This is a genomic window from Cupriavidus sp. MEYA8, from assembly GCF_059278825.1.
Map to the genome: position 1 here is coordinate 496,572 of NZ_CM181221.1, position 14,768 is coordinate 511,339.

Consider the following 14,768-nt stretch of genomic DNA (forward strand, 5'->3'; position numbering starts at 1 on the left):
CCCCGCAGCCTGTTCTGGCAGGGGTTGGCGGCTTGCAGGCGGCCGCAGCCCACGCCGAGACTGACAACCCGTGCGAATGACCGAACAACGACGAACACCGAATAACAAGGCCTTGCTTTCGCCTGCCCCCTCTGGCGCCGCCGCCCGCGCCAGGCGCGCCGGCCGCCTGAACGCGGGCCGGCTGCGCCCGCTAGTGCTGGCCATGGCCGGGCTGTCGGCCGGCGCGCAGGCGCAGATGTCTGGCTCGGCGATTCCGGACCTGGACCAGGTCGAGCCGGTGTTCGAAGCCGCACCGCAGGTGCCCGAGCTGCCCGCGGTCTCGGGCGAACTGGTGCCGCGGCTGGCCGAGCCTCCCAAGACCAGCGAGCCTGATTCCGGCGCGCCGACGTTCATCGAGGGCGACCGCATGACCGGCTACAGCGAGCGCGGCGTCGAGCTCGAGGGCCATGCCGAACTGCGTCGCGACGGCGGCGTGGTCAAGGGCGACAAGCTGAGCTACGACCAGGATACGGACGAGGCCCATGCCGAGGGCAACGTGCGGCTGTCGCGCAGCGGCACGCTGGCAGTGGGGCCGGAGGCGAAGCTTAAGGTCGAGGCCAACGAAGGCTACATGCTGTCGCCCGACTACTACTTCCAGCAGACCGGCGGCGCCGGCAAGGCCGAGCGCATCGACTTCCTGGACAAGGACCGCAGCACCATCAAGCGGGCGTCGTACACCACCTGCTCGCCGGACAATGCGGACTGGTATTTCAGCGCCAACCAGATCGACCTGGACAGCGATCGCCAGGTGGGCGTTGCCTATGGCGGCGTGCTGAATTTCTTCGGGGTGCCGATCGCGGCAGCGCCGGCATTCAGTTTTCCGTTGAACGATGATCGCCGCAGCGGCTTCCTGGCGCCGTTGATGGGTTACGGCTCGCGCTCGGGTTTCGACCTGACGGTGCCGTACTACTTCAACATCGCGCCGAACCGCGACCTGACCATCTACCCGCGGCTGATGACGGAGCGGGGCCTGCAGCTGGGCGGCGAGTACCGTTACCTGGGGCAGGGCTACTCCGGCCGCATCCGCGCCGAGTTCCTGCCTGACGACCAGAAGACCAACTCGAACCGCTGGGCCTACTCGATCCAGCACAACCAGAACCTGGCCAAGGGGCTGAACGCCTACCTGAACGTCAACCGGGTCTCGGACGACCAGTACCCGGACGACTTCAACCGCAGCGTGGCGCAGTCCGCGCAGCGCCAGTACGTGCAGGAAGGCGGCGTCACCTACAACTGGCAGGATTTCTTCCTGATGGCGCGGGTGCAGAAGTTCCAGACACTGCGCCCCAGCGAGCCATCGTACGAGCGCGTGCCGCAGCTCAACGGCAAGTACCTCCGCTATGACCTGGGCGGCTTCGACGTGCAGGTGGAGGCCGACTACACCCGCTTCCGCATCCCGCTGACGTCCACGGGCTTCCAGCAGCCGCAGGGCGAGCGCATGTATGTCCAGCCGAGCATCAGCTACCCGATCGTGCGCGCCGGCTGGTACGTGACGCCGAAGGTCACGTTCAACGCGACCCAGTACCAGATGGAGTCGCAGGACAACACGCCCAACGCGCAGACCAACTTCTCGCGCGTGCTGCCCACCGTCAGCCTGGATTCGGGCATGACGTTCGAGCGCGAGGCGCCGACCATGAGCCGGCTGTTCGGCGTGAACTACCTGCAGACGCTGGAGCCGCGCCTGTTCTACGTGTACACGCCGTTCCGCGACCAGAGCCTGTTCCCGCTGTTCGACACGGTCCAGTCCGATTTCGGCTACGGCCAGATCTTCAGCGAGAACCCGTTCACCGGCTACGACCGCATCGCCGACAACAACAAGATCACCGGTGGCCTGACCACGCGCCTGATCGAGTCCGACTCCGGCATCGAGCGCTTCCGCGGCACCATCGCGCAGCGCTACGACTTCACCGGGCAGCGCGTGCAGCTCAACGGCACGCTGGCGGACCCCAAGCCCGGCGCATCCGACCTGCTTGCCGCGACCACCATCCAGATGTTCCGGGGCTATTACCTGGACATGGGCTTGCAGTACAACCTGGATACCGACCGGGTCAACTACGGCAACGTGGCGTTTTCATACCGCCCCGAGCCGCGCAAGGTCTTCAACGCCGGCTACCGCTACCGCCGTCCGACCGCCGTGACCGATAACACCGCGATCGACCAGTTCGAGCTGTCGGGCCAGTGGCCGATCACGCGGCGCGCCTACGCCATCGCCCGCTTTGCCTTCGACCTGAGCGCGAGCCAGATGGTCGATACGCTGGCCGGCGTCGAATACGCCGCGGATTGCTGGGTCGGCCGCGTGGTCTACCAGCGTTTCCGCAACACCACGCAGGGCTATACCGGGCGGGTCTTCCTGCAGGTGGAGTTCCGTGGCCTTTCCAAGATCGGGTCCAATCCGCTGAACATCCTGCGCCTGAACGTGCCGGGCTACGAGCCTGTGTCCGCCAAGCCGGTGCCGACGACCCAGTACGATCACTATGAATGACGGATTAAGATGAAACGTCAAGAATTCGCCGTGTTTTCCTTTCTTATGACGTCGTGGCACCGCCTGCTGCTGCCGGCCGTGCTGGCCGCGATCGCCGTGCCGGCCGCCGCGCAGCTGAAGGCACCGGGCGCGGGACGTGCCACCGGCATCTTCGTGCCGCAGTCGTCCGACGTCACCGCGCCGGCGAGCCAGCCCAAGCTCGGCGTGCCGCAGCCCGGCGACCAGAAGCGCTCGCAGCTGGTCGACGAGGTGGTTGCCGTGGTCAACAACAGCGTGATCACGCGCCGCGAGCTGCTCGACCGCGCCGACGAGATCGAAGGCCAGCTGCGCGCCGCCGGCCGTCCGGTCCCGCCGCGCGCGGACCTGCTCGGCGAGGTGCTGGAACGCCTGGTGATGGAACGCGTGCAGACCCAGGCCGCGCAGGAAGCCGGCATCCGCGTGACCGACCAGGAGATCGACCGCGCCATCGAATCGGTGGCGCAGCAGAACCGCATGAACGCCACCGAGCTGCGCCGCCGCGTGGAAGCCAGCGGCATGACCTGGACCAAGTACCGCGACGAACTGCGCAAGCAGGTCCAGGTGATTCGCCTGCGCGAGCGCGAGGTCGATTCCAAGGTTCAGGTCTACGACGGCGAGATCGACAACTTCCTGGCTGCCCGCGGCGGCCAGGCCGGCGCTACCGGCCCGACCGAATACAACGTGGCGCAGATCCTCGTGCGCGTGCCCGAGAATGCCTCGGAGGCGCAGAAGCAGGCGCAGCGCGCCAAGGCCGAGGGGCTGCTGAAGCAGGCCCAGGGCGGCGCGGATTTTGCGCAGCTGGCGCAAGCCAATTCGGAAGGCCCGGAAGCCGCGCAGGGCGGCGCCATGGGCTTCCGCGAGATCGGCCGCCTGCCGGCGCTGTTCGCCAACTCGGTGGTCGACCTCCAGCCTGGCGCCGTGGCGCCCCAGGTGGTGGAAAGCGCCGCGGGCTTCCATGTGGTCAAGCTGGTGGCCAAGCGCGCCGCCCCCGCATCCGGCACGGCCGCGGCAGGGAAGATCACGCAGACGCAGGTGCGCCATATCCTGATCCGCACCGGCCCCAACATGCCAGAAGCCGAGGCGCGCCGCCAGCTCAGCACGCTGCGCGACCGCATCACCCACGGCGGCGACTTTGCCGACGCGGCCAAGCGCTTCTCGCAGGACGGCTCGGCACAGAACGGCGGCGACCTAGGCTGGGTTTCGCCGGGCGAGCTGGTGCCCGAGTTCGAGCAGGCCATGAGCCGCCTGCGCACGAACGAGATCTCCGAGCCGGTGGTCACGCAGTTCGGCGTGCACCTGATCCAGGTGCTGAACCGCCGCGAGACCGAGCTGTCGCCCGAGAAGCAGCGCGACTTTGCCCGAGCCGAGGTCCGCGAACAGAAGCTGCGGGCCGCGTATGATGACTGGGTGCGCCAGCTGCGCTCGCAGGCGTACGTCGAGTACCGCATCAACCGGCAGCGCTGATACGCGCACGCGCCGCCGACTCGCCCACGCCGACATGCCTGACCCGCTATCCCTGGCCATTTCCACCGGCGAACCCGCCGGCATCGGCCCCGATATCACCATCGGGGCGTTGCTGCAGCTCGCCGGCGCCAACCATGGCAACAACGGCGGCAGCGGGCACTACCGCTTCCATGTGCTGGGCGATGCCCGCCTGCTGGCCGATCGCGCCGCGGCGCTGGGCGTGACGCACGCCTGGGAGCGGCGCATCGCCGACGGCGACGTGGTGATCGAGGATATCCCGCTGGCGGTCGCGTGCGAACCGGGCCGGCTGGACGCGCGCAATGGCCGGTACGTGCTGGCGCTGCTCGATGCCGCCATCGCCGGCTGCCGCCCGCATGGCCGCGCCGCGCCGCGCTTTGCGGCCATGGTCACGGCACCGGTACAGAAGAGCACCATCAACGACGCCGGCGTGCCTTTCACGGGCCACACCGAATACCTCGCCGACAGCGCCGGCGTGCCGCGCGTGGTGATGATGCTGGCCGGCCCGCAGCCCGCGCACGACCACGCCATGCTGCGCGTGGCGCTGGCGACCACCCACCTGCCGCTGCGTGCGGTGCCCGACGCGCTTTCCGTCCCGCTGCTGTTGCAGACCCTGACCATCATCGATGCCGACCTGCGCCGCTACTTCGGCATCGCGCGCCCGCGCATCCTGGTCACGGGCCTGAACCCGCACGCCGGCGAAAGCGGGCACATGGGCCGCGAAGAGATCGACATGATCGTGCCCGCGCTGGCGCAGGCCAAGGATGCCGGCATCGATGCGCGCGGCCCCTTCCCGGCCGACACGCTGTTCCAGCCGCGCCACCTGCGCGATGCCGACTGCGTGCTGGCGATGTACCATGACCAGGGGCTGGCGCCGCTGAAATACGGCACCTTCGGCCACGGCGTGAACATCACGCTGGGGCTGCCCTTCATCCGCACTTCGGTGGACCACGGCACCGCGCTGGACCTGGCTGGCACCGGCCAGGCAGAGCATGGCAGCATGATCGAGGCCATCCGCAGTGCGGTCACCATGGCCGGCCATGCCAACGGCCGCCATCCCGATGGCGCCGGCGCCAGCCATCCGGGCCATCCCAATCCTGGCTTGCAGCCGCCTTGCTGAAGCCGGACCTCATGCTGCAACATCGAACCATGCGTTCCAACGTGCACCAGGGCCATGTGGCCCGCAAGCGATTCGGGCAGAACTTCCTGGTCGACGACACCATCATCCACGGCATCGTCAATGCCATCAGTCCGCAAGCCGAAGACGTGCTGGTCGAGATCGGGCCGGGACTCGGCGCGCTGACCAGCCCGCTGCTCGAACGCATCCCGCAGATGCAGGTGGTCGAGCTCGACCGCGACCTGGTCGAGCGGCTGCGCCGCCGCTACGGCGAGCGCCTGCAGGTCCATGCCGGCGACGCGCTGGACTTCGACTTCGGTAAGCTGGAAGTGCCGGGCAGGCCGCTGCGCATCGTCGGCAACCTGCCGTACAACATTTCCAGCCCGCTGCTGTTCCACCTGATGCAGTTCGCCGACCGGGTGCGCGACCAGCACTTCATGCTGCAGAAGGAAGTGGTCGAGCGCATGGTGGCCGAGCCCGGCAGCAAGGCCTTCGGCCGGCTGTCGATCATGCTGCAGGTGCGCTACTACATGGAGCATGTGCTGGACGTGCCGCCGGGCAGTTTCAACCCGCCGCCCAAGGTCGATTCGGCCGTGGTGCGGATGATCCCGTGGCCGCGCCATCACGACGGCCGCCTGCGCTCGCCGCATGCCGATTGCGACATCACCGTGCTCGGCGACGTGGTCACCGCGGCGTTTTCGCAGCGGCGCAAGGTGCTGCGCAATACGCTGTCGTTCCTGCGCGACCAGGTCGACTTCGACGCGATGGGCTTCGACCTTGGCCGCCGCGCCGAGGAAGTGCCCGTTGGCGAGTATGTCGAGCTGGCCCGCCGCCTCGGCGGCGGCGCTGCGGGGCAGGCCGCCTGAAGCCCCAGATCAACGAATTCCGAATTTCCGCGACTTATTTCGTGCAAGACCGTTCCATGACAGCCCAAACCAGCCAAACCAACCGGCGTCCCGTGATCCTGACCGGCGACCGTCCCACCGGCCCGCTGCACCTCGGCCACTTCGTCGGCTCGCTGCAGAGCCGCGTGGCGCTGCAGGATTCGCATGAGCAATACCTGCTGCTGGCCGACACCCAGGCCATGACCGACAACGCGCACGATCCCGACAAGGTGCGCCGCAACGTGCTGGAAGTGGCGCTGGACTACCTGGCGGTCGGCATCGACCCGGCCAAGACCACCATCACCGTGCAGTCGCACCTGCCGGCGCTGGCCGAGCTGACGCTGATGTACCTGAACTTTGTCACGGTATCGCGGCTGGAGCGCAATCCGACCATCAAGGAAGAGATCCAGGCGCGCGGCTTCGGCCGCGATATCCCGGCCGGCTTCCTGTGCTACCCGGCCGCGCAGGCCGCGGACATCACCGCCTTCAAGGCCCAGGTGGTGCCGGTGGGCGAAGACCAGGCCCCGCTGATCGAGCAGACCAACGAGATCGTGCGCCGCATCAACAACCAGGTCGGCCGGGACGTGCTGCCGGAGTGCAAGGCGCTGATCCCCAAGTTCGGCCGCCTGCCCGGCGTCGACGGCAAGGCCAAGATGAGCAAGTCGATGGGCAACGCAATCGCGCTGGGCGCGTCGCCGGAGCAGATCAAGGCCGCGGTGCACAGCATGTACACCGACCCGAACCACCTGAAGGTGTCGGATCCGGGCCAGGTCGAGGGCAACGTCGTGTTCACGTACCTGGATGCGTTCGACCCGAACACCGAGGAAGTCGAAGCGCTGAAGGAACACTATCGCAAGGGCGGCCTGGGCGACATGGTGCTCAAGCGCCGCATCGAAGGCATCCTGCAGGACATGCTGGCGCCGATCCGCGCCCGCCGCGAAGAGCTGGCCAAGAACCCGGACTATGTGTTCGATGTGCTGCGCCAGGGCACGCAGAAGGCACGCGAACTGACCCAGCAGACGCTGGAGGAAGTGCGCGACGCGCTGGGGATGTTCTCGTTCGAGGCGCGCCGCTGATTGAACAGCATGCCGTCGCACGTCGGCGGTTTGTTCCCCTCTCCCGTGCGGCGGGAGAGGGGAACGTTCACAAGGGATAGCTGCTACGTTCGGCGCCCATGGTGAGCGAGCCGCGCCAGAGGCCTACGCCCGCCGATTCACCAGCACAATCCCCGCCAGCACCAACACCGCCGCCACCGCAAAGCGCGGCCCCACCACGTCGTGCATCAGCACCACGCCGAAAGCCACCCCGAACAGCGGCGTCAGGAAGGAAAACACCGACAGCCGTGACGCCAGGTAGCGCCGCAGCAGCCAGAACCACGCCAGGTAGCTGGCAAACGCGATCAGCACCGACTGGTAGAACAGGCTCGCCAGCACCACGCCGTCGATCTGCACGGTCGCGGTCTGGCCCGCTGCCATGGCCATCGCCAGCAGCAGCACCGCCGATACCGCCAGCTGGTACAGCAGCGTCTTGCTGGCCGGCGCGGTTGCCAGCGGACTGGCGCGCACCACCACGGTGGTGGCGGCCCACAGCGCCCCGGCCACAATGCCCAGCGCATCGCCCAGCAGCGTGCTGCCATGGGGCGACGGCGCCGCGATGCCATCGGCGAACGCCAGTGCCATGCCCACGAACGCCAGCGCCACGCCGAGCCATTGCCCGGCGTGCAGCCGTTCGCCCGGGACCACGAAATGCAGCCCCAGCGCGGTGAAGATCGGCGCGGTGTACAGGAACACCGCCATGCGCGAGGCCGTGGTGTGGCCCAGCCCGACGAAGATGCAGAAGAACTCGGCGCCGAACAGCAGCCCCGCCAGCAGGCCCGCGTTGAGCGTGCCGTCGCGGCGCCAGATCGGCGTGCCGCGCCAGGCGGCAAAGCCGAACACCAGCAACGCCGCCACCGCCGAGCGCACGCCGGCCTGCAGCACCGCGCCCATCAGCGGCGCGGTCACCTTGATCACCACCTGTTGCAGGCCCCAGGCGGCGCACAGCACCACCATCAGGCCCACCGCCATGCCGTCCAGCGGCCGGCGGCTCAGGGTTTGCGCGTCCACGGTCGCGGCCGATGGACGCGTTACGGGCGGCTGGCGTCGCGGGTGGAATGGCGCTCGATCAGCTCGATCTTGTAGCCGTCCGGGTCTTCGACGAAGGCGATCACGGTGGTGCCGCCCTTGACCGGGCCGGCTTCTCGGGTGACCTTGCCGCCGGCCGCGCGGATGCGCTCGCATGCCGCCGCGGCGTTGTCGGTCTCCAGCGCGATATGGCCGTAGGCGGTGCCCAGGTCATACTGGTCGACGCCGTAGTTGTAGGTCAGCTCCAGCACCGCGGTCTCGCTTTCGGGGCCGTAGCCGACGAAGGCCAGGCGGTACTTGTACTCGGGGTTGTCGCTCTCGCGCAGCAGCTGCATGCCGAGAATGCGGGTATAGAAATCGATGGAGCGCTGCATGTCGCCGACGCGCAGCATGGTGTGGAGGAGTCGCATTTGAGGGCCTTCAACTGTTTTAGGTATTCGAAGGCGCCATTTTAGTGCGTTTAGCCGAAACGCACCGGCCGCTTGGAAGTGGCTTGGAAGCGTGGCTTAAAAGCTCGGCAGCAGCTCGGGCGGATGCGCGCGCAGCTGCGCGCGGGCGTCGCGGAATTCCGGGAAGATCGATTCCACGGTCTGCCAGAAGCGCGGGCCGTGGTTCATTTCCTTCAGGTGGGCGAGTTCGTGCGCCGCGACGTAGTCGATCATCGACAGCGGGAAATGCATCAGGCGCCAGTTCAGCCGGATCTTGCCGTCCGCGGTGCAGCTGCCCCAGCGCGTGGCCGCCGAAGTCAGCGCAAAGCCGGTATGGCGCACGCCCAGTTTGCCGGCATAGACGTCGAGCCGCTCGGCCAGCAGCCGGCGCGCCTGCTGCTGCAGCCAGCCCTGCACGCGGTCCTTGATCTGCTGCTCGTCGGCGTGCGCAGGCAGCGCCAGGTGCAGCACGCGGCTGTCGGCATCGAACAGCAGCGCGCCGATCGGCGACTCCAGCGACAGCGTCAGCGGCTGGCCCAGGAAGGGCAGGCTGGCGCCGTCGCGCCACTGCACCGTGGGCAGCACGCGGCGTGCCTCGCGGTGGCGCCATTCGCCCATCTTGTTGAAGATCCAGCGCTGCTTCTCCAGGATGGCCGATTCGATGTCGGCCAGCGTGACCCAGCGCGGCGCGGTGATCGACAGGCCGCGGTCGTCGATGGTGAAGCCGATGGTGCGCCGCGACGAGCGCTTGAGCGTATAGTGCAGCGCGCGCTCGCCCACGTGCAGCAGCCGGGCATTGGGCTGCGGTACCGGCCATGCCGGCTGCTCCGGCACCAGCGGCGCCGCCGGTGCATGGACTATGGGAGCGGCTTCTGCCAGCGGCAGTTCCAGCTGCGCGCCGTCGGCTTCGGAGGCGGGGCGCAGCAGCTTCATGCGGCCGGCTCTACCCGTGCTTCGCTGCGGTAGCTGTCCGCGTCGATGCGGCGCATGTCGCGCTCGATCCAGTCGGCCACTTCCTGGTTGAGCTGGTCGGCGGTCTTGTTGGCCGAGGCGATCGGCGGGCCGACCGAGATCGTCACCATGCCCGGGTACTTGAGGAACTTGTTGCGCGGCCACACCCGGCCCGAGTTGACCGCCATCGGCAGCACCCAGGCACCGGTCTCGACCGCCAGGCGCGCGCCGCCGCTCTTGTAGCGCGGCTTTTCCAGACCCGACGGCGTGCGCGTGCCTTCCGGGAACATGATGATCCAGGCGCCTTCGGAGAGCCGCTCGCGGCCCTGGCGCACGGCCGAGGCGAAGGCGCGGGTGCCTTCCCTGCGGTTGATATGGACCATCTTCAGCATGCCCAGCGCCCAGCCGAAGAAAGGCACCAGCAGCAGCTCGCGCTTGAACACGAAGCAAAGCGGCCTGGGCATCAGCGCCACGTAAGCCACCGTCTCCCACGCCGACTGGTGCTTGGACAGCAGCACCACCGGCTTGTCGAGCATGCTATCCATATGCTCATGGCCTTCGATGCGGTACTGGATGCCGCAGATGCCGCGGGCGGCCCAGATCACCAGCCGCGGCCAGCCGCGCACGAAGCGGAAGCGCTGGTCGGCATTCATGAAGGGAAACACTACGAAGCAGGCGCAGGCGTAGGGGGGCGTCAGCACCAGCAGGTACAGCGCAAACAGCAGGGAACGGAGAAACGTCATGCGTGGGGGCGCAAAAAAGAGGGTCGGAGCCAGCGTCGGCAATGGCTTATTGTGCGGACTCGCGGGTGGCGCTGTGGTTGCCGCTGTCGTTGCCGCCGTCGTTGCCGGTCAGCCAGCGCGCAAAGGCGCGCAGGTCGTCATGCACCTGCGTGCCGGGCGGCAGGCCGCCTTTGTCCAGCGTCTTCATGCCCTTGCCGCTGCGCACCAGGTGCGGCGCGCAGCCGACCGCGACACCGGCCTCCAGGTCGCGCAGCGAATCGCCGACGATCGGCACGCCGCGCAGCTCGATGCCGAAACGCTCGCTGATCTGCTCGAGCATGCCGGACTTGGGCTTGCGGCAGTCGCAGCCGTCCGCGGCGGTATGCGGGCAGAAGAACACGGCCTCGACGCGCCCGCCCAGGCGTGCCAGCGCCGCGTACATCTTCTCGTGCATGGCGTTGAGCGCGCTCATCTCGAACAGGCCGCGGCCGATGCCGGACTGGTTGCTGGCGATCACCACGCGATAGCCGGCCTGGTTCAGCGCGGCGATGGCTTCCAGGCTGCCGTCGATGGGGATCCACTCGTCGGGCGACTTGATGAACTGGTCGCTGTCGAGGTTGACCACCCCGTCGCGGTCCAGGATGACAAACTTGGGGGGCGTCTGCGGCATGTGCGGCTCCGGTATCGCGTGCTGGCGGCGCTCAGGCGGCCAGCTTGGAGATGTCGGCCACGCGGTTGGCCAGCGCATGCAGCGAGGCCAGCAGCGCCAGGCGGTTGGCGCGCAGCTGCGCGTCCTCGGCCATCACCATCACGTCGTTGAAGAAGCGGTCGACGGCATCGCGCAGCTGGGCCAGGTCGCGCAGCGCGGCGGTGAAATCGCCGCTGGCGAAGGCGGCTTCGACGGCCGGGCGCACCTTCTCGATCGCCGCGTGCAGCGCGCCTTCGGCCTCTTCCTGGAACAGCGCAGGGTTCACCGCGCCGACCGGCTCGGTGTTCTTGCGCAGGATGTTGGTGATGCGCTTGTTGGCGGCGGCCAGGGCCTCGGCCTCGGGCAGCGCGGCGAAGGTGCGCACCGCTTCCATGCGGCCCAGCACGTCGTGCAGCTGGTCCGGGCGCAGGCTGACCACGGCCTCGACCTCGTTGGTGGTGTAGCCCTTTTCCTTCAGGTAGCCGCGCACGCGGTCGTACAGGAAGTCGGCGATGGCGTCCGGCGCCGGCTTGACCGCGGCAATGCCGGCGAATGTCTGCTGCGTCAGCGCCAGCAGCGACGTGACCGACAGCGCCAGCGGCTTCTCGATCAGCATGCGCAGGATGCCGAGCGCATGGCGGCGCAGCGCGAACGGGTCCTTTTCGCCAGTCGGCTGCAGGCCGATGCCCCAGATGCCGACCAGCGTTTCCAGCTTGTCGGCCAGCGCGACGGCGGTGCTGACCGAGCCTTCGGGCAGCGCATCGCCGGCGAAGCGCGGGCGGTAGTGTTCGGAGCAGGCCAGCGCCACGTCCTCGGCTTCGTCGTCGTGGCGCGCGTAGTACGTGCCCATGGTGCCCTGCAGCTCGGGGAACTCGCCGACCATGTCGGTCAGCAGATCGGCCTTGGCCAGCTCCGCGCCGCGCATCGCGGCCGCCTTGTCGGTGGCCACGCCGGCGGCGTTGAGCGCATCGGCGACATGGCCGGCGATCTGCTGCAGGCGCTGCACGCGGTCCAGCTGCGTGCCGATCTTGTTGTGGTAGACCACGCCGGCCAGCTGCGGCACGCGCGAGGCCAGCGTCTTCTTGCGATCCTGGTCAAAGAAGAACTTGGCATCGGCCAGGCGCGGACGCACCACGCGCTCGTTGCCGGTGATGATCGACTGCGGCGTCTCGGTGGCCAGGTTCGACACGATCAGGAAGCGGTTGCGCAGATGGCCGTCGGCATCCGTCAGCGCAAAGTACTTCTGGTTGGTCTGCATGGTCAGGATCAGGCATTCCTGCGGCACCGCCAGGAAGGCTTCTTCGAAGTGGCAGGCGTAGACCACCGGCCATTCCACCAGCGAATTGACTTCATCGAGCAGCGACTCGGGCATGATCACCTGGTCGGCGCCGGCCTCGGCCAGCAGCGCGGCACGCATGCGCTCGCGGCGTTCGCCATAGCTGGCCAGCACGCGGCCGGCCGATTCGAGCTGCTTCGCGTAGTCGTTGGCATGCGCGATCTCGATCGTGCCGTGCGACAGGAAGCGGTGGCCCTGCGTCACGTTGCTGGCCTGCAGGCCCAGCACCGACACCGGCAGGATCTCGCTGCCGAACAGCGCGATCAGGCTGTGCGCCGGGCGCACGAAATGCACGGTGCTGCCGTCAGGGCGCTGGTAGCTCATCACCTTGGGGATGGGCAACTTGGCAATGGTGTCCTCCAGCGCGGCCTGCAGCCCGGCGGCCAGTTCGGCGCCGCGTGCGGTGTAGCGGTAGAAGAAGGCCTCGGCCTTGCCGTCCGAGGCGCGCTCCAGCGACTGCCAGTCGATCTCGGCGACGCCGACCGACTTGGCCAGCGCGGCCAGCTTCTTGGCCAGCGGCGGGGTGGGCTCGCCGTTGGCGCCAAGCGCCACCGACAGCGGCAGGACCTTCTCGCGCTGCTCGCGGTCGGGCGCGCTGCGGCGCACGCCCGACACCAGCGCGGCGAGCCGGCGCGGCGTGGCGAACGGCGTCACAGTGGCGCCCGGCTCAAGCAGGTCGCGCTCGCCCAGGCCGGCGAACAGGCCCTGCGCGAAGGCGTCGCCCAGACGCGCCAGCGCCTTGGGCGGCAGCTCTTCGGTGAACAGTTCGATCAGCAGCGAGTCGGTCATGGGTTGCGACATGAATCGTATCCAACAGGTTGTGGCGCGCGCCGCTGTCAGCAGCGCGGCGAATGATTAGGTTCCACTCCGGACAGCAGCCACAGGCCGTTCTGTTGCCGGAATTGCAGCGTGGTGAAGGCGCATTGCGCGGCCGCCGCGGCGCTGGCGGCGCCGTTGCTGCCGCCGCGGCTGCCCGCGGCGGGGAAGCGCGCGTCGATGCGGCGCAGGCGCTTGTCGTAGCGGATCTCGTCGATGCGCCCCCCCACCCAGAAATCGATCTTCGGCGGCAGCTGGGCCGCCGAGTAATAGGTCTTGGTCTTGCGCCGGGTGCGGCCGTTGGTGGTTTCCACCTCCACCCAGGTCAGCGGGTAGCGGATCGCGCTTTCATAGGCGCGCAGCGGCACGCGGTGCCAGCCCAGGTCGCGCTGGCCCGACAGGTCGCAGGCGAACGAGCGCACCAGCTGCGTCCACTGGTCGAGCGCGTTCAGCGACGGGCGCCAGTGGCGCGACAAGGCCAGCTGCAGCGCCTGCGGATCGGCCTCGCACACATTGCTGAGTTCGGCCGGCAGCAGTAGCGCCTGCGGCGCCGGGGCGGCCTCGGCGCGCGCGGCGGCGGCATTGCCGGCGGCAGACAGCGTGGCGATGGCCAAGGCGCAGCACAGCGCGCTGCGCGCCAGTTGCGTCATGCCCGGGCTCCGCCGTTGCCGCACATCGGGAAGCCGAGGGCCTCGCGCGAATCGTAGTAGGCCTGCGCCACCTGGCGCGACAGGTTGCGGATGCGGCCGATATAGGCGGCGCGCTCGGTCACCGAGATGGCGCCGCGGGCGTCCAGCAGGTTGAACGTGTGCGCTGCCTTCAGCACCTGCTCATAGGCGGGCAGCGCCAGGCGCGTGCCGGCCTGGCTGCCGTCGGTGCCCTCGGCGCCTTCGGCATTGCCCATCAGCCGCTTGGCCTCGCCCTCGTGCTCGGCGAAATGGCGGAACAGGATTTCGGTGTTGCTGTGCTCGAAGTTGTAGGTCGACTGCTCGACCTCGTTCTGGTGGTACACGTCGCCGTAGGTGAGGCGGCGCGTCTCGCCGTTCTCGACCCATTCGGTCCAGATGAGGTCGTAGACGTTCTCGACCTTCTGCAGGTACATCGCCAGGCGTTCGATGCCGTAGGTGATCTCGCCCGTGATCGGCTTGCAGTCGATGCCGCCGACCTGCTGGAAGTAGGTGAACTGGGTCACTTCCATGCCGTTGAGCCAGACTTCCCAGCCCAGGCCCCACGCGCCCAGCGTAGGGTTCTCCCAGTCGTCCTCGACAAAGCGGATGTCGTTCTGCTTCAGGTCCAGGCCCAGCGCTTCCAGCGAGCCCAGGTACAGCTCGAGGATATTCTCCGGCGCGGGCTTGAGCACGACCTGATACTGGTAATAGTGCTGCAGGCGGTTGGGATTCTCGCCATAGCGGCCGTCCTTCGGCCGCCGCGACGGCTGGACGTAGGCGGCGCGCCACGGCTCGGGGCCGATCGCGCGCAGGAAGGTATGCACGTGGGAAGTGCCGGCGCCGACCTCCAGATCGATGGGTTGCAACAGCGCGCAACCCTGCCGGTCCCAGTAGGCCTGCAGGGTCAGAATCATTTGTTGGAAGGTCAGCATATGAAGACTAGGTAGTGGCTGATCGGTCGGCTTGGGGCGAACTTGCGCCGCCCGGCGGGCTGGCGGCGCAGCGCGTGCCGGGGCC

The 14,768-nt window shown here is 68.4% G+C and carries 13 protein-coding genes; 5 read left to right on the forward strand and 8 right to left on the reverse strand.

Features of this window, described 5'->3' with window-relative positions; genetic code table 11:
* Positions 1–76 precede the first annotated feature (76 nt).
* Genes AC5WJ1_RS02325 through trpS form a run of 5 tightly spaced genes read left to right on the forward strand, consistent with a single transcriptional unit; the run spans position 77 to position 7,095 of the window.
* On the forward strand, positions 77–2,518 hold the full coding sequence (locus AC5WJ1_RS02325) for an LPS-assembly protein LptD (protein WP_195430607.1): 2,442 nt from the start codon (positions 77–79) through the stop codon (positions 2,516–2,518).
* Between the two features lie 9 nt (positions 2,519–2,527).
* Positions 2,528–4,000, forward strand: a complete 1,473-nt coding sequence (locus tag AC5WJ1_RS02330) for a peptidylprolyl isomerase (RefSeq protein WP_133093746.1) — start codon at positions 2,528–2,530, stop codon at positions 3,998–4,000.
* 34 nt (positions 4,001–4,034) lie between these two features.
* Entirely contained in the window at positions 4,035–5,138 is a 1,104-nt protein-coding gene (pdxA, locus tag AC5WJ1_RS02335; RefSeq protein ID WP_195430610.1) for a 4-hydroxythreonine-4-phosphate dehydrogenase PdxA, read from the forward strand.
* Between the two features lie 29 nt (positions 5,139–5,167).
* Entirely contained in the window at positions 5,168–6,001 is an 834-nt protein-coding gene (gene rsmA / locus AC5WJ1_RS02340; RefSeq protein WP_133094207.1) for a 16S rRNA (adenine(1518)-N(6)/adenine(1519)-N(6))-dimethyltransferase RsmA, read from the forward strand.
* Between the two features lie 56 nt (positions 6,002–6,057).
* Entirely contained in the window at positions 6,058–7,095 is a 1,038-nt protein-coding gene (gene trpS / locus AC5WJ1_RS02345) for a tryptophan--tRNA ligase (protein WP_133093748.1), read from the forward strand.
* A gap of 123 nt (positions 7,096–7,218) precedes the next feature.
* Here the strand turns inward: trpS and AC5WJ1_RS02350 are convergent, their stop codons facing one another.
* The 8 genes from AC5WJ1_RS02350 to glyQ form a co-directional block, all read right to left on the reverse strand.
* Positions 7,219–8,085: a DMT family transporter gene (locus AC5WJ1_RS02350; protein WP_195430696.1), complete on the reverse strand. Its 867-nt coding sequence runs from the start codon at positions 8,083–8,085 to the stop codon at positions 7,219–7,221.
* Between the two features lie 59 nt (positions 8,086–8,144).
* On the reverse strand, positions 8,145–8,552 hold the full coding sequence (gloA, locus tag AC5WJ1_RS02355) for a lactoylglutathione lyase (RefSeq protein ID WP_029048797.1): 408 nt from the start codon (positions 8,550–8,552) through the stop codon (positions 8,145–8,147).
* Between the two features lie 96 nt (positions 8,553–8,648).
* Complete coding sequence (locus AC5WJ1_RS02360; RefSeq protein ID WP_133093751.1) at positions 8,649–9,503, reverse strand: M48 family metallopeptidase; 855 nt, start codon at positions 9,501–9,503, stop codon at positions 8,649–8,651.
* Complete coding sequence (locus AC5WJ1_RS02365; RefSeq protein WP_135704478.1) at positions 9,500–10,264, reverse strand: lysophospholipid acyltransferase family protein; 765 nt, start codon at positions 10,262–10,264, stop codon at positions 9,500–9,502. Before AC5WJ1_RS02365 ends, AC5WJ1_RS02360 begins: the two co-directional genes overlap by 4 nt.
* A 46-nt stretch (positions 10,265–10,310) precedes the next feature.
* Positions 10,311–10,913, reverse strand: coding sequence for a D-glycero-beta-D-manno-heptose 1,7-bisphosphate 7-phosphatase (gmhB, locus tag AC5WJ1_RS02370; RefSeq protein WP_133093753.1), 603 nt, complete (start codon positions 10,911–10,913; stop codon positions 10,311–10,313).
* A gap of 31 nt (positions 10,914–10,944) precedes the next feature.
* Positions 10,945–13,068, reverse strand: a complete 2,124-nt coding sequence (glyS, locus tag AC5WJ1_RS02375; RefSeq protein WP_133093754.1) for a glycine--tRNA ligase subunit beta — start codon at positions 13,066–13,068, stop codon at positions 10,945–10,947.
* Between the two features lie 35 nt (positions 13,069–13,103).
* A complete protein-coding gene (locus AC5WJ1_RS02380) occupies positions 13,104–13,733 on the reverse strand; it encodes a hypothetical protein (RefSeq protein WP_195430614.1) in 630 nt (209 codons plus the stop codon).
* Positions 13,730–14,683: a glycine--tRNA ligase subunit alpha gene (glyQ, locus tag AC5WJ1_RS02385; protein ID WP_135704480.1), complete on the reverse strand. Its 954-nt coding sequence runs from the start codon at positions 14,681–14,683 to the stop codon at positions 13,730–13,732. The genes AC5WJ1_RS02380 and glyQ overlap by 4 nt, the downstream gene beginning before the upstream one ends.
* Positions 14,684–14,768: the final 85 nt, after the last annotated feature.